We start from the raw sequence: 20060 nt of genomic DNA on the forward strand, positions 1-20060 counted from the left end.
TCGTTTTCCATAAATTCTCTGATTGTGAGGCTGGGACGACCAGGTTACATGACTTGCCTATAATTTAATCTCTCTTGCCTTTCGGCTTTATTTATGGAATCATTTTCTGTCCACAATGGTTCTGGCTGTAAGTCGGGAATCTTATCAAACCGCCTAAAAACTGATTCGTCACCTGTAATTTCATAAATTATTTTAGCTATCACTTTGCAGCAACTTTCAGGATAAAGAAATACCTGTCTTTCGCTAAAACGAATTACATACCAGTCACGCTTTTGAAAAAAGTAGTTACGGTTATCGTCTTGACCTATACAATGAGTTGGTATCAACGGATAATTCCTAGGATATTGGCGTGGGGTGTATGGTTCATCTATTTCAATATCTATTGAAAACCAGTTGTTTTCAGGATCAACATAGGCAAAATCTGGTGTGTAAGACACTACCATTTTTAAGATGAATATTTTATCATCACCAAAATAGTTTCTGAGCAGGTTAGGAAATCGACAATTATCAGGGAATTCTGTGAATCCTCTTCTGTCTTCTGCTGGTTCTATGTCAAACTTTTGGGGTTTAAGTGATGAAAATTCTTTTTTGCAAGATTCCATCCTCCAATCACTGACTTTTTGGGGATTTCGTAAGTTTTCAACTTCCTGTTGGTAGATTCTTTCTAAGTCTTGCTTTTGACGTTCCCCTTCAGCAAGCAACTTCTTATGTTTAATTTTTTCTTGATGTATGGATTGTTCCCAGTCTTTAATAATTTTAGGATAACTCTTTCGTTTTTCCTGGTAAGCTGCTAGTTCTTCCCGATATTGGCTAAGTCTGATAGGATAGCTTTCAACCTGGGTATAACCAAACCCAAACACTCCTAATGTTAACATTATAAAAAAAGTCCATCCGGCTCCCATGCTATTACTAGCACTACCAACTAAGGCACTGATTATAGATACTCCTAGTTCAGAAAGAAATAATGGAATTAATTTTATCCTGACAGGAGGTGATTCAATAAAAACTTCTGGTTCTTCTGGCTTAGGTAGTAGTTGAAGTATTGGCGGAGGAAAAACTTTAGGTGGTTCTGGTACTGGAGGTAAGCTTGCCAAAGCTTTCTCAATAGAAAGTGGATACAAAATCACTGGGTAAGTATTCATAAATGTTAGAAATTTAACTAAATTAGAGCGATAGCAATCATCTGTATAAAGATTATTTTTGTTGAAATAATCTGTATCCCAGTCGAATAAGGTAGGCTAATATCGAGAATAAGCCAGCTTTTAAGGACATATAAACGTTCAATTAAGTATTAAAAGTGATGGTTATTCTTGATTGCTATCATTTGTAGGGTTTTTACCTTTAACTTTAGAACAATAGAAGATCCAGCCACCACTACTAGCGATAGCTAGAAACATAAATAGCACATCTAACTTTTCTATTAAATTGTCGTTTTGCTCGTAAGCATACATTTGAGCATTTATATTGTTTGCCCATTGCTGCCGATTTGACTCAAGCTGTCGCTGGTAAATCATATCTTTTTCCAAAGAATGATCGAACGGGTTGTACCCTGATGGGGGACGCAACTGCTCCTGAGAATTGAAGTTTATAGGAGGAAGGTTTAGCTGCGCCCTAACATATCCTCTGATGTTAATAACGAGAAAAACAATAGTAATTACTCCCGAAATTACTTTGATTTTAGGGGTGGTTGTTTTTTTTACCATGTTAGCTTTTTACTTCTATTTTCTAAGGAGAAACTTCTCCAAACCTTGACTGTAAATGAAAAATAATTAGAACTAATAGCGAAGGTTTAAGTAGACAGGATTTACCGCCTTAGCTATTACTACCTATTGACAACCCTATAGGTGTTGCTTATGGTTTTTTAAGAGCAGCGCTTATAATACCTCCTACTATTCCTATTCCCATCAAGAATAACCCGCTATTTTGACGTTCTTGATTATTATTAGCTGTTATATATTGACCCGCACCCTTGCCACCAATTCGATTCCAGCCAGCTTTCGATGGCTTGACGTTACACAACAACACCATACCAATCGTTACTGGTAGGCAAAGCCCCAAAATTAATAGCCTTACTTTCATGTTATTTATGTTGAAATAAACTTAATGAATGCCTAATTTAAATATTATTTAAACGTAACTTTTCCGTTTTGTACAGTCGGGAAAAGTCGGAACAAGTAGGGAATTTTAATTTTCTTTTAGCTTATTAAGTCGGATAAAGCCGGATAAAGTAGGTCAGGCTAGAAAAAGTCGGATAAAGTAGGACATAATAGGTAAAACTCCTACACCACCGACCTATGGACGTTCAAGAAATATTAAAAATTGCAGACGACCTAGTTTTTGTCAATACGGGAAAACACTTAGACAATCTGCAAGAGGTGATACTGCGGGGAACTTTACAAGGTCAGAAATACTCAAAAATAGCAGATCAATTTCACTGTAGTGAAGGTCACATTAAAGATATTGCCTCTGAATTATGGAAGCTACTATCAGAAGTATTAGGCGAAGAAGTCAATAAATCCAATTTTAGAGTCAGATTGGAGCAAGTAAAATTCTCAAATGTGTGGAACTTCAATAAAAAAGATTTTGTACACATTGGTAACGTCAACTTCTGTGAAAATAATTCACATTCCCCAAAATTACCCAACTCACCAATTGATGAAGAACCTCTAAACAAAGGCAACACTGAACCAAACTTGCGTCAATTCTTAGCTGAAATGCCTAAGTCTGGCATTTTCTACGATCGCACATCCGAACTCACCACCCTCAAACAGTGGATTTTACACGAAAACTGTCGCCTACTCGCCATACACGGCATAGTCGGCATTGGCAAAACCGCGATCGCCGCCCAACTTGTCCAACAAATCAAACATGAATTTGATTTCATCATCTGGCGAAGTCTCGCCACATCTCCACCCCTGTCAATACTTCAAACAAATATAATTCAATTCTTTAGTAGGGGCGGTGCCCCCGTGCCCGCCCCAAATGCCGACGGCGTGGTTGTCCCAGAGAATGGGGCAACCACGGGGGGTTTGCCCCTACTGGACTACTTGCAAAAATACCGCTGTCTGCTGATACTCGATGACGTACAAATGGTAAATAGCAGCGGACAACTCGCTGGCAATTATAAACCTGGATATGAAGATTACGGCACACTCTTCAGACAGGTAGGAGAATTATCTCACAATAGTTGTTTAATCCTGATAGGTTCCGAAAAACCCAGAGAAATCGCCGCATTAGAAGGCAAAAACCAGCCGATTCGCTCATTACAACTGAATGGTTTAGGTGCAGCAGCGGGGGAAATTATTAGAGAAAAAGGTTTAACTGAAGATGCCAAATTGTCTGAACTAATTGAACAATACAGAGGCAATCCCTTGTGGTTAAAAATAGTTGCTACAATGATTCAAGATTTGTTTAACGGCAGCCTATCGGAATTTTTGTCGGATGATACACTATTTTTAGGTGATTTAGAATCTTTACTGCATCAGCCATTTAATCGCTTATCCGAGTCGGAGAAACAGGTAATGTCATGGCTAGCGAGTGAAACCGCGCCAGTTTCAATCGCAAAAGTGCCAGAGAATCTGCAATTATCTCGATCGCAATTTTTGAAAGTGATGCAATCCTTGGGACGGCGTTCATTAATTGAAAAAATCCCGGAGGGCGATCGCACATTTTTCACCCTTTGCCCGATACTAAAAGAGTATGTCAAAACTAACTATTCCCGCCCCAACATAGAAAAAGAGGCCCGATCGCCCTTATAATATCCTTAGTATTGGGAAGCCAAAAACCATGTCACTCACACAAACCCAAGTAACCTATACTGAAGCTCAAGCCAATCTAGCTGAACTGTGCGAACAAGTCATCAGCGATCGCGATGCCATCATCATCACCCGCTCTGACGGCGAAAACGTAGCCTTAATTGCCGCTGACGAGTTGGCAAGCTTATTGGAGACAGTATACCTACTGCGCTCGCCCAAAAACGCCGATCGCTTGTTAAGTGCCCTGAAACACGCAAAAGATAGAACAGTCAAACCTCAGACTGTCAGCGAATTATTTTGAACTTAGAAATGTGCGATCGACCTTTTGGTAAAATTTGGGAATGCGCGATCGACCTTTGTTTATTGAATTGGCTTTTCAGTCCTCTTTTAGAGGACTTTAGCTATGAGACGGGGGTTTTCAACCCCCGGCGGACTTGCGGGTTAGCGAAGGGATTTTAGCCGCAAAATGTGCGATTCCCTACAGGATAGCTACGCTTCACGCACTTTATCAACAATTTTTTATAATGGAATCCAATCCAATTTATCAATCCATTCTTCAGCTTCCGAAGTCTCCCAAACTATCACAATTTCTTCTGCCCATCTGCCTAAACTTGCACTTGGACGCACCCAAAACAGTCCCCAAATTTGTCCTCCCGTCGCCCAATATTCCTCCAAATGTCCGGGAATACTTTTGCGGTTATCCGTTACCAATAACCTTTGCGATGATTCCAAATAGCTGATGATTTCTGGATCGAGGGTTCCTAATGGCGGTGCATTGGCGTCGCCCACTCGCAAAATATCTATCTCCGGCTGGAGTTTTAAAACAGCACTTTTAAGCTTAGGCGGCAAATTTTCATCGAGTAAAAAACGAATTTTCACTTGAGTAGAAGTAACTCCTGTTCTCGCTGTGCTTTGATTGCTCTTACACGCTTTACTACATCAGAAGGTTCCTTAGCCAACCATTCCTGATAGCGTTCTTCCCGCCACTTCGCCAGCCGCAACATATAAGCATCCATCTGCCTCCGATTTTGCAGATAATAAGTTAGCGTCGCGTAAATTTTCTCTAAATTCAAACTTGGTAATTCTTCCAGAATTTGGTCGGGCGAATATCCATCCAAGTAATATTTAATTACATCGTCAATGCCGATCCGATGTCCTTTGATGCGGATGTCATCGGGGTCGAGAAATTCAAAATAGTCTTCTAATTGCATCGGTTTATCTCCGAATACTTAGTTAATCGCATTTTATCATAAATTGAAAAGGGCGATCGACCTTATATAATAGAAACTTGTTACGATCGCCCTTTATCCCCCTATCATGCTTCAAATCCGCCGTCGTCCCCCCAGCACATCCGTCTCCGTACTCTACCTCAGCTACCAAATCGCCGTACCCGACGCCGAACCCCAGCACATCCTCGAAGAAATCGTCTGGGAAAAAGAAGCTGAAGTCGCCCAAAAACGCGATCGCACCCCATTAGCCGATCTTCACAAAAAACTCCCGTTTGCACCGCCCATCCGCGACTTTCTTGCCGCCCTTAAAAACGGCAAAACCACACCCGCTATCATTGCCGAAGTTAAAAAAGCTTCTCCCAGCAAAGGCGTAATTCGCGAAGATTTCGACCCGGTGGCGATCGCCCTAGCTTACCAACAAAACGGCGCTAGTTGCATCTCCGTACTCACCGATGAAAAGTTCTTTCAAGGCAGCTTCGACAACCTCGCTAAAATCCGTGCCGCCGTCGATTTACCCTTACTTTGCAAAGAGTTTATTATCTATCCCTACCAAATCTATCTCGCCCGGATTCACGGCGCGGATGCTGTATTGTTAATCGCAGCCATTCTGTCTGACAAAGACTTACAATATTTCGTGAAAATTGTCAAGACTTTGGGCATGACAGCTTTAATAGAAGTTCACACTCTCGAAGAACTCGATCGAGTATTAACCCTAGAAGGCGTTACCCTGATCGGTATCAACAACCGCAACCTAGCAGACTTTTCCGTCAGCCTAGAAACTACGGGTCAACTATTAGCCTCCCGCCAAACCGAAATCCAAGCAAAAGGCATCCTCATCGTCAGCGAGTCAGGAATCCACACTCCCGACGACCTAACTCAAGTTGCCAGCGCCGGAGCCGAAGCCGTCCTCATCGGCGAATCTCTGGTCAAGCAGCCCGATCCAGGCGCAGCTTTAGCCTCCCTTGCCGATCGCCCTCCCAGCCTCTGAAAGGCGAGACCGCTTGACAAAGCACCCTTAATTCTGATAAAAAATGATTAAGTAGGTAAATAATGAGAATTTCTAGCCTGCATCGACTCAAGCGCTACTGTAAAAAAGAAATAGCACTGAAAGCTATATTGCATAGAAATATTTTGCCAGAAAGCAATTAAATCTATTCTGTAAGCCTGTCGATCGCAAGATTTAGCGTGTCCAACGCCCCCAGCCCCGAATATTCGATCGGCAAAGCAGGGGTTATTGGACGGTTAGAAAACAAATAAAAAATCGGGCATCTAATGTTCACCGTGATGCCTCATGCAATGGCAATGGGGTATCGGTTCGCTGAGGTATGTTAGCTTTCATGGAGCCAATCCCCCTTCCTTCGTACATTCATTATGAATTGCTACTCCAATTGTTAGAGCGCAAAACGATGTTTGCTGTCAGTCCACAATCGCCGCAGCAGCAACAAGTTCACCAACTTATTATTACACTGCGTAAAGCCCTTGCCATTCAAAAGCAATTAGAACAAAGCTGCGAGCGATCGAACTTAGCGGTAGAACATCGCTGGGCTCTAAATGAAATTAACCACAAGGGAGTTAAAAGTTAAAAAACTTAGAGTATCGACGCGACGTATCGTATCGTATTTGATTTATTCTATATAACTCCCACAGGAAAACTTAGGACAATATCATGGACAACAAATTAATGCTGATGATTCCCGGCCCGACGCCGGTGCCTGAAGCGGCCTTGTTAGCGATGGCAAAACACCCGATGGGCCACCGCAGCAAGGAATTTGACGGGATTTTTGCAGAATGTACCGAAAACCTCAAATGGCTGCACCAAACTAAAAGTGACGTGCTGAGTTTAACGGTTTCTGGTACCGGCGCGATGGAAGCTGGGATAATTAATTTCTTGAGTGCGGGCGATCGAGTTTTAGTCGGCACCAACGGCAAATTTGGTGAACGCTGGGCTGAAGTCGCCGAAGCTTACGGTTTAAACGCCGAAATTATTAAAGCCGAGTGGGGCCAACCTTTAGACCCCGAAAACTTCCGCGAAAAACTCGAAGCAGATACAGAGAAGCAAATCAAAGCTGTCATCATCACCCACTCGGAAACCTCCACCGGCGTCCTCAACGACCTCGAAACCATCAACCGCCACGTTAAAGCCCACGGTGAAGCTTTAATTATGGTCGATGCTGTTACTAGCTTAGGCGCAGTCAATATTCCGATGGACGCTTGGGGAATCGATGTCATTGCTTCGGGTTCTCAGAAAGCTTACATGATTCCTCCAGGTTTGGGTTTTGTGGCAGTCAGTCCCAAAGCTTGGGAAGCTTACAAAACTGCGAAACTGCCCCGCTATTATTTGGATTTGGGCAAATATAGCAAAGACGCTGCCAAAAATACCACTCCTTTTACTCCCCCTGTCAATATGTTTTTTGCCCTGCAAGCATCGCTGCAGATGATGAAAACAGAAGGGTTGGAAAATGTTTTCGCGCGGCACAAACGGTTGATGACAACTACTCGCGCTGCTGTAAAAGCTTTAGGTTTGCCGTTGTTTGCTGCTGACGATGCCGCCAGCCCTGCGATTACTTCGGTTATGCCGCCAGCATCCGTAGATGCTCAAAAAGTGCGGACTTTGATGAGAAAGAGATTTGACATTGCTCTCGCCGACGGACAAGACCATTTGAAAGGTAAAATCTTCCGAATCGGTCATTTGGGCTTTGTGTGCGATCGCGATATTCTAGCAGCAATTTCCTCTTTAGAAGTCGTGTTGCGAGAATTGGGTCATGAAGGCTACACTCCTGGTGCCGGCGTTGCCGCTGCTGCCAAATTCTTGGCTGAATCCTAATCTTAGTTGTTAAAGGATTTTGGATTTTGGATTATTTATATCTAAAATCTAAAATCCTTTTAATATGCTTCGGATAACCAATCAAAGATTTTATCCAACTGTTCGAGAGTGACTAAACCGTATTGCCACAGAACCATCGGCAAGGAATTCGGGTCTTTATCACGCTGCCGCTGTTTGTTATCGCCGACACGTTCGGCGACAGCAATTGACGCGGGCGAAATTGCCAAATCTTCTTGTAAAAATCGAATTAATCTAGTGTATGTAGCGGGTGCCATGTGATTTCACCTCTAAGTATAGGACACCATTTTCTGATGTGAACCTGATGTTTTTGATGAGTAATAAGCCAGTTTTAAATTTGTCTTGTTACCGTCGATAGCTTTTAAAACGCTATTTGCGGTTGAACTGCCAAACGTAATGCTGAGTGCGAGCGCACAAGCTAACCTTTCCCAAAAAGTGAAAGGTTTTGCAATTTTGCTGATGTCGGCCCGATCGAGTTGCGATCGCGATCGAACCTAAGCTGAATACCTCGGCATCTTTGCAGCGCGAATCAGAATAAATTCTGCTACCTAAAACTACTAAACCAGGTTCAGAGTTTAACTTCATCTGCCGAAATGCAGAATCCGCAAATCTACTTCGGCAAAATTAGTTAGATATTTCGCTCAAACCCGAAACTGCTACCAGAAGTTAAGTTTGCCAATTACCGCCAATTAACTTGGCTTGTAGCATATTACTTTAGATAGGTTTAGTAGATTTAGCTCGATCGCCAGAACTTCCAAAGAATTTCTTTTCGTGTTGCTACACCTTGAGGCTGAGTATCGTCTCTCAGGATTGGTAACGAGTCGCTGACTCGTCTCATACCTGCGACCAAGAATCTCCAGCTTCCGGAAACAAGCTCAAGTCCTGACTGACTGAGATCGACATCGTAGCAAATCTTTGGGTGTTTGTACTGAATCTTACATTAATATCTTAACAAATTTAATCAATTTTTGTAAAGTTTCTAAATTTTCGTCGGTATTCCGCAGGTAGGGGGAGCTCTGGGCGATGCAAACCGGGGGATTTTGTCTGTCTCCAGGTTTTACTTACTGAAACAGTCCGAAGTTTTACTGGAAAAACTCGATTTCAATACGATCGCCCTTTTTGACACCGAGTTCAGCAGCCCGCCCGCCCCGGAGTTCAATAACTTGATCGACAGCAGTATCGGGCCCATAGGTAGGACAAGGATCTTCAGTACAAGGAGGTGCAGAAACTTCGATCGCCTCAACCACCCCATCCCGGACAAAAATCATATCCAGAGAAATCTTGCAATTTTTCATCCAAAAATTGACCCGCCGCGCCGGTTTAAACTCAAACAGCATTCCTCTGTCATCCGGCAAAGAAGTTCTGTACATTAAACCCATAGCCTGCTGTTCCGGTGTTTTCGCCACTTCGAGTTCGATTGGGCGATCGCCTATCCGAGCTCTAGCAGAAACAGGCAGCACTTGACCCGATGTTGTCGCCGTAGGAGACTCAGCCGCCAAAATACCAGTAGCACCAGCATTCGCGATCGGTAAAGTCGGCGAACATCCCAGCAAAAATATAGTTACTCCAATACCGAGCAAATTAGTTAAATAACTCATAATGATTTTAGATTTTAGATTTTAGATTGGCAATTGGCAATTATTGACTGTTGACTGTTGACTGTTGACTGCGTTGAGTGATGACAACTGACAACTGACAACTGTCAACTGACAACTGTCAACAGACTGCTTCAAGCTTCCCGCATCACATAGCCAACACCGCGCACCGTCTGAATCAAGCGCTTTTCACCCTCATCTTCAATCTTGAGCCGCAGATAGCGGATGTAAACCTCAATCACATTCGACTCACCCAAAAAGTCGTAACCCCAAACATTTTCCAGAATTTGTTCCCGAGTCAAAACCTCGCGGGGATGCTCCATCAAATACTTTAGCAGCTCATATTCTTTCATCGTCAGGTCGATCGCCCGTCCATTGCGTAGGGCCCGCCTAGAGGCCAAATCCAAAACTAAATCGCCAAACCTCAATTGTTCGTTGCTGCTGTTATCCGGCTGCAAATACAAGCGCACCAACTGCAAAAACTCCTCAGTGCGGTAAGGTTTGAGAAAATAATCATCCGCCCCAGCTTCCAGACAAGCTACGCGATCGTCAACTGTATCACGACCGACCAGTAGCAGCACCGGCACCCGATTGCCAATACTTCTGAGGTGAGAACACAGTGACAGCCCCGACTCAGCGCCAAGTATGCGATCGATTACAATCAAAGCTGGCTGCAATTCATGAGCTAAATGTTGGCCTGTGGCGGTATTAGAAGCCACTACCGGTTCGTAGCCGGAGGATTTTAAGTCGAGACTCAAGTGTCCGGCGAGAACTTCGTCTGTTTCAACTAGCAGGACACAGGGATTGCGATCGAGAGTAATTGCAGCCATTGAATTGACCGATGTAGATCATAACTGTTCTAGCACGTCTTCAGGAAGAGAGGGAGAGTGGGAGAGAGGGAGAGGGGGAGAGGGGGAGAATGGGAGAGTGGGAGAATTACCAATTACCAATTACCAATTAAACTATTTGGCATTTAAATTGAAGCTCGATCGCCCCGGGTTCTCCTGCCCGCGCCACAATAGTTTAAGTAAAAAGTAGCTTACAAATTAAATGCGCTACAGCTTACCAATTACCAAATTGAATAATTTATGACCATCATCGTATTCGGTAGTATCAACATCGACCTAGCAGCAAAAACTCCCCGGTTGCCACAGCCAGGGGAAACTATCATCGGTAGCAATTTTTTCACGGCCGGTGGCGGCAAAGGAGCAAATCAAGCCGTCGCCGCCGCCCGTCTCGGCACTTCCACCCACATTATCGGTCGCGTCGGCAACGATAAATTTGCTGAAGAATTATTGACAAATTTACAATCTTATGGTTTAAGTACAGACAATGTATTAATAGACCAAAACACTCATTCAGGAGTGGCAATTATCGCGGTAGACGAGACAGGTCAAAATAATATTATTGTGATTCCGGGCGCGAACAATAATGTCGGTGAAGCAGATATAGAACGTCTCAAAAAACTCTTAACAGCAGCTACATCTTTGCTGTTACAGTTAGAAATTCCCCTGGAAGTTGTCCAAAAAGCTGCGAAAGCTGCTCGTCAAGCGGGGGTGCGAGTTATTCTCGATCCAGCACCGGCGAGGGCGGATTTGCCACGGGAACTTTATCCGCTAATTGATATTATCACGCCGAATGAAGTGGAAGCCAGCCAGTTAGTCGGTTTTCGGGTGAATGACACGGAAACAGCGATTGTAGCTGCCAAACACTTGCAGGAGCGTGGCGTCAAGAATGTTATTGTCAAATTGGGCGATCGCGGGGCTGTTGCGGTTACTGCCGATGAAACGTTTTTTGTACCGGCTTTTGCTGTGGAGGCGATCGACACTGTGGCTGCTGGCGATGCTTTTAACGGCGGGTTAGCCTCTGCATTAGATGCCGGTCTGTCCTTGTCAGAGGCGGTGCGGTGGGGCGCAGCAGCGGGCGCTCTGTGCACAACTAAAGTGGGTGCTCAAGGTGCTATGTGCGATCGGGCAACCTTTGATAAATTTTTGCATAATTGAGTGATTGGATAAATCTTTGATAGAGCCGGTTAACCGCTGATTTCAAGCAGATAAACACAGATGAACGCAGATAATTTCAAGAGATGAAAGTGAACGACCATAATCGGTCTATTTTATGTAAAAAAAATCAAAATCATGTGGGGTGGGCTTTGAGCATCACCCCCAATATGCAAGAATTTAAATGCGTAACAGCTTACCCTAATTCGGCCGCTGAATAATTGTTTCAACTACCCGCCGCTTGACTTTTGGATCGATACCAATCAGCCGCACGTATTCGCCGCCGTGTTCCGCCAAACAAGTTTCTAAAGATGCAACCACATCTTTTTCCTGTGCAGTTTGAATCGTCGCGCAACTTTGCCAAGAACCAGTTTTAAATCGGCGATTATCTGCATATTCCATGCCAATTTTGCAGCCTCTTGCTAATAACTGCTTTACTTGTTCCAATACCTCGGAACTCAGCCGCGCCGCATGACCGTTACCCGCTTCAGAACTTGGCTCAACGTAAGCCTTATAATATTTAGATGACGGGTCGTTTAATTCACTTTGCGTTGGCGCGGCAGCAGGGGCATTGGGGGTTCCTTGAACGTGAAACAGCCGCGATTGGTTGTATTCATCTACTAAGCGCATTTCCTTAATCCGCTTTTGTTGGCCCACCATCAAACTGCCCATTTCTAATAAATGAGCGAGACTGAAATTGGGGTTATGGAAATCTGGCGCTGCTTCCAAAGTGTTTACCAAACGCTTGGAAACTCGCTCGATTCCTACTTTGTGAATGAATTCGCGGATTTGTTCGTCATAAATGCGCGATCGCAAAGCACTAAAAAAGTCGATCGCCTGATCGGCAAAATTATCCACTAACGCGACAATATCGGTTTTTGACAATTTGTCAGACTCAAAAATTCCCCCAACAATGCCAATTTTATCATCCCGGCTCGGTTCCCAATAAAACTTCTCCATCCGCCCGTCGCGAATCAGCGGCGCGTACAGCGTAGAAAAATCATTTCCGGTGACAATAATCGGCACTCGGTGCAGCGGCGTACTGTCATAACTTCCCGGTAACTGCACATTAGTTGGATTATCAGCAATATTCATCAGAGTCGCATTGACCATCTGAGTATTGACAGTATATTGAGTAGTAGTATCGAACCTGCCAGCACCGGCATCCAAATCGTTAATAAAGATGGCGCACATCTCGCCCCGCACCCTAATTTGCTCCGCAGCTTCCCGGTAGCGCAAGCGAATTAAACGCGCCGGATCTCCCGCATCCGGGCTTTCTAATTCCCCACCAGATATCATCACCGGTTCAAAGCCCATCCGCCGAAAAACCAGTTCGGTTTGAAAAGTTTTGCCTTCTCCTTTGCGGCCGTGAATTCCTAAAATTAGGGGGACTCTTACTCCGGGCAAATTTAAAAAGTTTTTAGTGACGTGCACCGCAACTTTATCGAGAAAGTTAGGAGAAATGTAATAACTCATCAGTAGATTTGTGAGGGATTAATTGTTGTTACTGTTATGATTTTATGACAAAACTAACAGCCTGCACCGCTAACCTGGATTTTTACCGTACAATCGAGGTCTACATATTATGTGTTAAGGAGCGATTCGTGAGTCCAGAAACCTTATTAAAAGAACCAAGCGTGCAAGCCGAAGCCAGTCTCTTCAGTTCTGAGAGCTTCGACAGCTATGTAATGACGACTTACGGGCGTTTTGCGATCGCCCTAGAACGGGGCCTCGGCTGCCGCGTTTGGGATACCGAGGGCCGCGAATATCTCGATTTTGTGGCCGGTATTGCTACCTGCACTCTGGGACACGCCCACCCGGCAATGGTTGCAGCGGTAACTAAGCAAATTCAGACCCTGCACCACGTTTCTAACCTTTATTACATCCCCGTACAGGGGGAGCTGGCGAAGTGGCTTGTAGACCATTCTTGCGCTGACAGAGCCTTCTTTTGCAACTCCGGCGCGGAAGCTAATGAAGCGGCAATTAAACTCGCTCGCAAGTACGCCCACGAAAAGTTAAATATCTCGAATCCGACAATCATTACCGCCGTTGCGAGTTTCCACGGGCGGACTTTGGCGACAATTACGGCCACGGGACAGCCTAAATACCAGAAGGGTTTTAGCCCTTTGGTGCCGGGATTTCACTATGTGCCATACAACGATATTAGTGCGATCGAAACGGCGATCGAGCAACTCGACAAAGACGAACGCCAAGTAGCTGCAATTATGCTGGAAGCGCTGCAAGGCGAAGGCGGAGTTCGCCCCGGAGATATCGCCTACTTCCAGCGCATTCGGGAAATTTGCGACGAAAAAGGCATTTTGCTGATTCTCGACGAAGTGCAAGTCGGGATGGGACGCAGCGGCAAATACTGGGGCTATGAAAACCTCGGCATTGAACCGGATATCTTTACGTCTGCCAAAGGGTTAGGTGGCGGTATCCCGATCGGCGCTATGCTGTGCAAATCTTCCTGCGATGTATTTGAACCGGGAAGCCACGCCAGCACTTTCGGCGGCAATCCTTTTGCTTGCGCTGTTGCTTTGTGTGTGTGCCAAACTTTAGAACGGGAAAACCTTCTGGAAAACGTGCAGCAGCGCGGGGAACAGTTGAAAGCAGGGCTCAACAAGTTGGCGGCCGCATATCCGCATTTAATTGCTGAGGTGCGCGGCTGGGGTTTGATTGTCGGGATGGAATTGCAAGCTGACATCGAACTTACATCCGCTGATATCGTCAAATCTGCCATCGCTGCAGGAGTTTTGTTGGTTCCTGCAGGGCCGAAAGTGCTGAGATTTGTCCCGCCACTGATTGTCACTGCCGCTGAAGTCGATCGAGCTCTGCTGGCAGTGGAGTCTGCCTTGCGTTCTCAAGCGGTACAGTAAAATCTACGGAGTTGATTTTTGTTAGCTGTAGTGCTGAAGCTCGCGCAATATCCTAGATAACTCACTTATATCATGTCCGATCGATTGACCATAATATCCCGGCCGGGCGGGTTTTTGAGATTGTCAATTATTGGCAGATATTGTTGGTGAACCCGCCCCTACCTGATGAATGGTAATCGACCGGATAGGATTTTACTCCCGGACACACTCTTCCTCAGAAACCGGGTTTCTTTCGAGATTTCTCGTTACCAAACCCCATAGTTTCCCAGAAACCGGGTTTCTTAGCCTAAGTCCGATCGGGGTAAAAGTAAACCCGTCCCGCTGCAAGTCTGTCGGGGCGGGTTTGTCAATTTTAGAAAGGCCTGTGAAACCCGCCCCCACAGGGTGACAGCGCCTTTAACCGCGATTTTACTCAAGAGCCACGCGCAAAATCATACTATTAGCGATCGTAGGTGCTAGTTTCGCTATCTGCGTATCTGTTGGGACTGGTGAATCCTGGTTTAACTATTTCGCCCCCTTCCCACTAAACCGAGTACCGTTATAGTGGGAAGGGCAGGTGAGGGCGATTGCATCCTCAAGTAATTTTGCTTATCGCTTTCTAGAGATAAAATATGTAATCTTCGTCACAAAATTTTTTCGTAATGCTTTGATAATCAACTGTATATTGTGAGAGAATAGAAGAACCAAGGAGGTGATGTTGATTGCTATACAAGGCTATCCAAGTTCGTTTGTATCCTACCCAAAATAAACAAATACAAGTAGCTTCAACTTTTGGGGGTGCGCGTTGGTGGTCTAATTATGCTCTAAATAAATCAATTGAAGTTTATAAAAAAACTGGTAAAGCACGTGGCTGCTCCGGGTTCAACACACTTTTACTGACTCTCAATAAAATCGAGGAAAGTGGAGGGTTAGGTGAGTTATACAGCCAATTTTTGCAATTTACTACGCTCAATTTAACCACTGCCTACAAATTTTTTTTTGATAGATTGGCTGGCTTTTATAAGTTCCCATCTCAAGAGAAAAAACAGTCATTTCAGTATCCTCAAACCGTCACATTGGTAGCGGATACTAGAATTTTCCGGTATAGCGAAATAACTAAGCCCCAAATAAATAGATATAGATTAAGTGAGGGTAAAATTCCTAATTCAATTATTAGTAAAAAATATTCAGGGAAATATCTGGCATCTATACTGACTGAAATTCAAGCTGAGAACCAGACAACAAAAAAAGGTAGGATTGCGGGCATTGATTTAGGATTGAAATACTTTGCTATTGTCCCCGATGATGAAAAAAAATCTAAATATGACTTTAATGCTAAGCATTTGGCAAAGCAGGAGAAGAACTTGAAGCGCCAGCAGAAAAGAAGTAATTCTGAATACAAATATAGAAAAGCTGTGACCAAGGTATGCGAACGGTTGAGGAATTCGTGGCAAGATTTTCTACATAAACTTAGTTATAAGTGGGTCAGCGATCGCCTCGCGGTCATAGTAGAAAAATTTCATTTCTGGGACATGATTCGCAATTCCAATTGGGCGAAAGCAATATCAGATGAGGTTTGGGAAACTTTTACCAACTTCTTAGCCTACAAGTGGGAACGCAAAAGCGGAAACTTAGTCGAGATTGATAGAGGGGTTTCCAGTTCCAAACTTTGTTCTAATTGTTTCGATCAAATGACCGAGATGCCATTAGATATGAGGGAATGGACTTGTCCTCACTGTGCTACCGATCGCGATCGGGAGGGGAACGCAGCGATAAAGATGAAAGCAGAAGGTATCAAAATACTAAAGGCGGAAGGTTCAGCCGTTTCGGCTTTAGGAGGCGAGGTAAGACCAAAGCTGGGACGAAAGTCTCCGCTAAGGCACTCGCCTATGAGTACAGAAGCCCCTACTATATTCGGTACTACGATTTAGGGGTGGGTAGTTCACTTGGTTGCAGGGAAGCAGCGCTCCTATGGTTAATAGTTTGGCGGAATGCACGATGGACGAACAGCGTCGCAAAACTGATGTTAATATGCTCCAAGCGCTGCTGGAAAATCCTGGGGACTCAGGAATAGATTTGATTTTGAGGACGAACCCAAAGTCGATCGACTTTGGGTTCGTGCAAACGCTTTATTTGGAAGAAGTGGCACTGACGCGAGAAAGCTTGCTGAAAGCTGCAAAATTTTTCCAAAGGGCGATCGCACCCTTAGAATCTGCAAAAGGGAATTATAAATTGCCCGCAACCGGGGCAGCCTATCTGGCTTTTTTAGCAGAAGTATTGCAGGCAGTGGCGCGCGGCGCTGATTCGCAGCACCTGTACTCGCTGCTGAGAAACAATTTAGACAAACTCGACCAGAATTTCGCACAACTGCTGCGCCACTGGGCAAATTTGGTGTTTTCTGCAGCCACAGAATCGGAGACTAGGCGCATTGCAGCGTTAATCGGCAATCTGAGCAACAAAATTGGGCGGTTTCCCCTCGGCAGCAAGGCTCATAACTTGGAAATCGAAATTGCCGGTTACGAAACAGTTGCCAAGGTGTTTACCCGCAAAGACTTTCCCCAAGAATGGGCGGTGATGCAAAACAATCTGGGCAACGCTTATAGCGATCGTCCCAAAGGTGATAAGGCTCAAAATATCGAACAGGCGATCGCTTGCTTTGAAAATGCCCTACAAGTACGCACTCCCGAACAGTACCCGGAACAGTGGGCGACGCTGCAAAACAATCTGGGCAACGCTTACAGCGAGCGTCTCAGGGGAGATCCTGCAGACAATCTAGAACAGGCGATCGCTTGCTATCAAAACGCGCTGCAAGTTCGCAGCCGCGAGGCTTTCGGGGAAGAGTGGGCGAGCACTCAAAACAATCTCGGCCGTGCTTACAGCCGCCGACTGCGGGGCAACCGAGCCCAAAATCTGGAACTGGCAGTCGCTTGCTACCAGAATGCTTTGCAAGTCTACAACCGCAAGGTGTTTCCCCGGCGTTGGGCTACAACTCAAAATAATTTGGCAAATGCTTACTGCGAGTTGCTGCGGGGCAACCGCGCTGAAAATCTCGAATACGCGGTTACGTGCTATCAGAGAGCTTTGCAGGTGCGGACTCGGGAAGCTTTTCCGCAGCAGTGGGCGACGACTCAAAGGAATTTGGGCCGGGTGTTTGTCGATCGCATCAAAGGCGATCCGGTGGAAAATTTGGAAATGGCGATCGCCTGCTATCAAAATGCTTTACAAGTCTACACCCGCATCAAATTTCCCGAAGTCTGGGCTTCGATCCAAACTTACCTCGGTAGGATATACAGTCGGCGGGTGAAAGGGGAAAAAGCCGAAAATATGGAAATGGCGATCGCCTGCTATCAAAATGCTTTGCTATTTTGCAACCGCCAAAAAACTCCCGAACGCTGGGCAATGCTGTGTGCCTACCTCGGCCGCGCTTTCTGCGAACACCTGAAAGGGGAAAAAAACCGCAATCTCAAAAGCGCGATCGCCTGCTATCAAAATGCGGGCGAAGTCTACACCAGGCAGGCATATCCCAACCGCTGGGCAATGCTGCAAATTTATCTCGGCAGGGCTTATTCGCAACTGACAGAGACGGAAAACTTGTCGCACATGGAAAGCGCGATCGGCTGCTATCACAGTGCCTGTCAAGTCTACACTCGCGAAACCTATCCTCACCGCTGGGCTGAAATTTTATTTTATTTGGGTCAAGCTTACCGAGTTCGAGGCGACTTGCTTCGCGCTTACGGGGTTTTTACTGCTGCTGTCGATACTGTGGAATTTTTGCGTTGCGAAGTTGGGGTTGATACAGTTGATTTTGGCGATTCCCTACGGGATAGCTACGCTTCACGGACGAGTACCGCAAAAGTCAAATTAACCCGGACTTGGGCTGGGCTCTATAAATGCCTGGTGCAAGTTTGCTTGGAACTCGGCGCTAGCGAACCTGAATATTACGCTAAGGCTCTGGAATACGCCGAACGCCACAAAAATCGGAATTTGGTAGAACTGCTGGTTAAATGCCACTTGACTCCGAAAGCCGAAATTCCAGCAGCAGTGCGAAGCGAGTTGGAGTCGCTGCAACTGGAAATAGCGGGGGAACAGCGGCACCAAGAACAGGGAGAACCTGAGCCGAACACGACCTTGATTTCTGAGGGCGATAGCCAAGGTTTGAGCAGCGGTTCTCTGCTGCCGAACTCGGACTTCATGCACTTAAATCAATTGTGGAAGCAGTTTGATAGGTTGATTGCGCGGGAGGTGCAGGCAAATGACCCTTTCTTCAGCCTAGCTCACAAAGTTGAACCGATCGCTTTCGAGCAAATTCGCCAATTGTTGCCTGATGCCAATTGCGCTGCTGTGGTGTGGGCGAGTTTGGGGGAGTTGCTGGTTGCTTTTGTGGTGGTAAAGAGTGAACAATATCCCGCCGTTCACCTGTGTTCGCCGGAAAATGCTTTGGCTGCCGAAAGTTGGGGCCAGGAGTACCTCACCGCTTATTCTGAACAAAAAGGTCGCTGGATCAATCATCTCCAGACTCGCCTCAAACGCTTGGCTACGATGCTGGAAATCGATCGAGTGGTGGCGCTGATTCCCGATAATTGCGATCGGCTGATTTTTGTGCCGCACCGATTTTTGCACGCTTTGCCACTCCACGCTTTGCCTCTGGCGGGGAGAGACGGGTTTGAGGATGGTGGGGGAATTTTTAGGTCTGGGTGGAGCGATCGCAGCGGTTTTGATGTGGAAACCTACAGCCTTTCGGATTTTTCTCAAAGTTCGTCTTTTGGCGACGTTGCAGCGCCTGCTGCTTATTTGATCGATCGATTTGCCGGAGGAATTCGCTATGCTCCTAGCTGTCAGCTATTGCTGTTGAGACAAAGTGCACACGGAGCGGCTATTGGTCGGTACAAACCCGGTTTGCAGCAGCTTTTGGCAATTCCCACTTTCACCAGAGATGCGTTCTACAGCAACATTGAAATCGGCACTATTTCCCAGTATTTTGCCAGTACAGAAGTTGTGCGCCATAAGCCGGCAATTAAAGAGGCTTTTTCCCCAGAAATGTCTGCTAATAATGGGAATTTGTCCCAACAAATAGGGCAGTTGCAGCATAAAAAATGCGCTCACTTTGCTTGTTTGAGTTTGCTTAATTTGGCTTGGCCGCTGAAATCCGCCGTGTTTTTGAGGAATGATTCTCTGAGTTTGGAGGAAATTTTTAATCTGGATTTTAGGCAATATTTTTTAGTTACTTTATCGGGTTGCGAAATTGCCGCTGGCGGAGTTAGCGGTGCTGGAGGAGATTTTGTGGGTTTGTCGGCGGGTTTGTTGTATGCTGGCACGTCTAGTGTGGTTAGCAGTCTTTGGAAGGTGAACGATGTTTCTACGCTGCTGCTGACGAGCAAGTTTTATGAAAATCTGGGACGGTTTTCTCGGTTGCAGGTGGGAGATGTGGCGATCGCGCTGGGGGACGCTCAAAGGTGGCTGCGGGATTTGACTAGCGAGGAATTGGAGGTGTTGCTGGCGGATTTTCAACCTCAAATTTCGCAAATGTTCGATCGGCTTTCTCAAAGTTCTCGCCTGATTGCGGAGGCTTCTTTGCAGCAAATTCGCAACCGCAAACCCTATCCTTTTGCTAATCCTTATTATTGGGCGGCTTTTACGGCTGCTGGGGTTTAGTGATTAGTCATATCATGTCCGGTCAATTAACCATGATTCCTGTAGGGGCCCGTGAGCCAAGATATTGAATAGAAACGGGAAAATCTGTAAACCCGCCCCGGCCTTTAATCGCGGTCAATCGATCATCGGACA

At 45.5% G+C, this 20060-nt stretch carries 19 protein-coding genes; 9 read left to right on the forward strand and 10 right to left on the reverse strand.

Annotation, left to right across the window (positions count from 1 at the left end; translation table 11 throughout):
* Window positions 1–44: 44 nt before the first annotated feature.
* The 3 genes from QUB10_RS19705 to QUB10_RS19715 form a co-directional block, all read right to left on the reverse strand.
* Window positions 45–1142 (reverse strand): hypothetical protein, encoded by a 1098-nt coding sequence (locus QUB10_RS19705; protein WP_333204789.1) that lies wholly within the window; start codon window positions 1140–1142, stop codon window positions 45–47.
* 162 nt (window positions 1143–1304) lie between these two features.
* Window positions 1305–1703, reverse strand: coding sequence for a hypothetical protein (locus QUB10_RS19710; RefSeq protein WP_333204791.1), 399 nt, complete (start codon window positions 1701–1703; stop codon window positions 1305–1307).
* A 148-nt stretch (window positions 1704–1851) separates the two neighbouring features.
* Complete coding sequence (locus tag QUB10_RS19715) at window positions 1852–2079, reverse strand: hypothetical protein (RefSeq protein WP_333204793.1); 228 nt, start codon at window positions 2077–2079, stop codon at window positions 1852–1854.
* A gap of 215 nt (window positions 2080–2294) precedes the next feature.
* Here QUB10_RS19715 and QUB10_RS19720 point away from each other — a divergent pair, with 215 nt between their 5' ends.
* Complete coding sequence (locus QUB10_RS19720; protein WP_333204795.1) at window positions 2295–3758, forward strand: NB-ARC domain-containing protein; 1464 nt, start codon at window positions 2295–2297, stop codon at window positions 3756–3758.
* A 28-nt stretch (window positions 3759–3786) separates the two neighbouring features.
* A complete protein-coding gene (locus QUB10_RS19725; protein ID WP_333204796.1) occupies window positions 3787–4056 on the forward strand; it encodes a type II toxin-antitoxin system prevent-host-death family antitoxin in 270 nt (89 codons plus the stop codon).
* Window positions 4057–4274: 218 nt separating this feature from the next.
* On the opposite strand, the gene QUB10_RS19730 is transcribed toward QUB10_RS19725, so the two are convergent.
* Both QUB10_RS19730 and QUB10_RS19735 read right to left on the reverse strand, forming a co-directional pair.
* Window positions 4275–4634 (reverse strand): DUF5615 family PIN-like protein, encoded by a 360-nt coding sequence (locus tag QUB10_RS19730; protein WP_333204798.1) that lies wholly within the window; start codon window positions 4632–4634, stop codon window positions 4275–4277.
* Complete coding sequence (locus QUB10_RS19735) at window positions 4631–4966, reverse strand: DUF433 domain-containing protein (RefSeq protein ID WP_333090952.1); 336 nt, start codon at window positions 4964–4966, stop codon at window positions 4631–4633. Before QUB10_RS19735 ends, QUB10_RS19730 begins: the two co-directional genes overlap by 4 nt.
* 106 nt (window positions 4967–5072) lie before the next feature.
* Here QUB10_RS19735 and trpC point away from each other — a divergent pair, with 106 nt between their 5' ends.
* From trpC to QUB10_RS19750, 3 genes are all read left to right on the forward strand, one after another.
* Window positions 5073–5972, forward strand: a complete 900-nt coding sequence (gene trpC, locus QUB10_RS19740; protein ID WP_333204801.1) for an indole-3-glycerol phosphate synthase TrpC — start codon at window positions 5073–5075, stop codon at window positions 5970–5972.
* Between the two features lie 349 nt (window positions 5973–6321).
* Entirely contained in the window at window positions 6322–6567 is a 246-nt protein-coding gene (locus QUB10_RS19745; protein ID WP_333055069.1) for a DUF5340 domain-containing protein, read from the forward strand.
* A gap of 83 nt (window positions 6568–6650) precedes the next feature.
* The gene (locus QUB10_RS19750; RefSeq protein ID WP_333204803.1) at window positions 6651–7808 is read left to right on the forward strand and encodes an alanine--glyoxylate aminotransferase family protein; all 1158 of its coding nucleotides are present in this window, start codon (window positions 6651–6653) and stop codon (window positions 7806–7808) included.
* A gap of 59 nt (window positions 7809–7867) precedes the next feature.
* Here QUB10_RS19750 and QUB10_RS19755 read toward each other — a convergent pair whose 3' ends face one another.
* The 4 genes from QUB10_RS19755 to nblR form a co-directional block, all read right to left on the reverse strand.
* Window positions 7868–8083 (reverse strand): DUF2949 domain-containing protein, encoded by a 216-nt coding sequence (locus tag QUB10_RS19755; protein ID WP_333204805.1) that lies wholly within the window; start codon window positions 8081–8083, stop codon window positions 7868–7870.
* A 112-nt stretch (window positions 8084–8195) separates the two neighbouring features.
* A complete protein-coding gene (locus QUB10_RS19760) occupies window positions 8196–8411 on the reverse strand; it encodes a hypothetical protein (RefSeq protein ID WP_333204807.1) in 216 nt (71 codons plus the stop codon).
* A gap of 497 nt (window positions 8412–8908) precedes the next feature.
* A complete protein-coding gene (locus tag QUB10_RS19765; RefSeq protein WP_333204809.1) occupies window positions 8909–9424 on the reverse strand; it encodes a DUF192 domain-containing protein in 516 nt (171 codons plus the stop codon).
* A 131-nt stretch (window positions 9425–9555) separates the two neighbouring features.
* Window positions 9556–10251: a response regulator transcription factor NblR gene (gene nblR, locus QUB10_RS19770; protein WP_333141600.1), complete on the reverse strand. Its 696-nt coding sequence runs from the start codon at window positions 10249–10251 to the stop codon at window positions 9556–9558.
* A 258-nt stretch (window positions 10252–10509) separates the two neighbouring features.
* Between nblR and rbsK the strand changes: the two genes are divergently transcribed.
* Entirely contained in the window at window positions 10510–11424 is a 915-nt protein-coding gene (rbsK, locus tag QUB10_RS19775; RefSeq protein ID WP_333204811.1) for a ribokinase, read from the forward strand.
* Window positions 11425–11622: 198 nt separating this feature from the next.
* On the opposite strand, the gene QUB10_RS19780 is transcribed toward rbsK, so the two are convergent.
* Window positions 11623–12897 (reverse strand): ribulose bisphosphate carboxylase small subunit, encoded by a 1275-nt coding sequence (locus tag QUB10_RS19780; protein WP_333204813.1) that lies wholly within the window; start codon window positions 12895–12897, stop codon window positions 11623–11625.
* A gap of 128 nt (window positions 12898–13025) precedes the next feature.
* Between QUB10_RS19780 and QUB10_RS19785 the strand changes: the two genes are divergently transcribed.
* The 3 genes from QUB10_RS19785 to QUB10_RS19795 all read left to right on the forward strand — a co-directional run bounded on the left by QUB10_RS19785 (window position 13026) and on the right by QUB10_RS19795 (window position 19928).
* Complete coding sequence (locus tag QUB10_RS19785; protein ID WP_333204815.1) at window positions 13026–14297, forward strand: aspartate aminotransferase family protein; 1272 nt, start codon at window positions 13026–13028, stop codon at window positions 14295–14297.
* Between the two features lie 701 nt (window positions 14298–14998).
* Window positions 14999–16207, forward strand: coding sequence for an RNA-guided endonuclease TnpB family protein (locus QUB10_RS19790; RefSeq protein WP_333204817.1), 1209 nt, complete (start codon window positions 14999–15001; stop codon window positions 16205–16207).
* Between the two features lie 40 nt (window positions 16208–16247).
* Window positions 16248–19928, forward strand: a complete 3681-nt coding sequence (locus tag QUB10_RS19795) for a CHAT domain-containing tetratricopeptide repeat protein (protein WP_333204819.1) — start codon at window positions 16248–16250, stop codon at window positions 19926–19928.
* The last annotated feature ends 132 nt before the right edge of the window (window positions 19929–20060 follow it).

The sequence above is a fragment of the Microcoleus sp. B5-D4 genome, assembly GCF_036705145.1.
In the GTDB taxonomy this organism is placed as follows: Bacteria; Cyanobacteriota; Cyanobacteriia; order Cyanobacteriales; family Microcoleaceae; genus Microcoleus.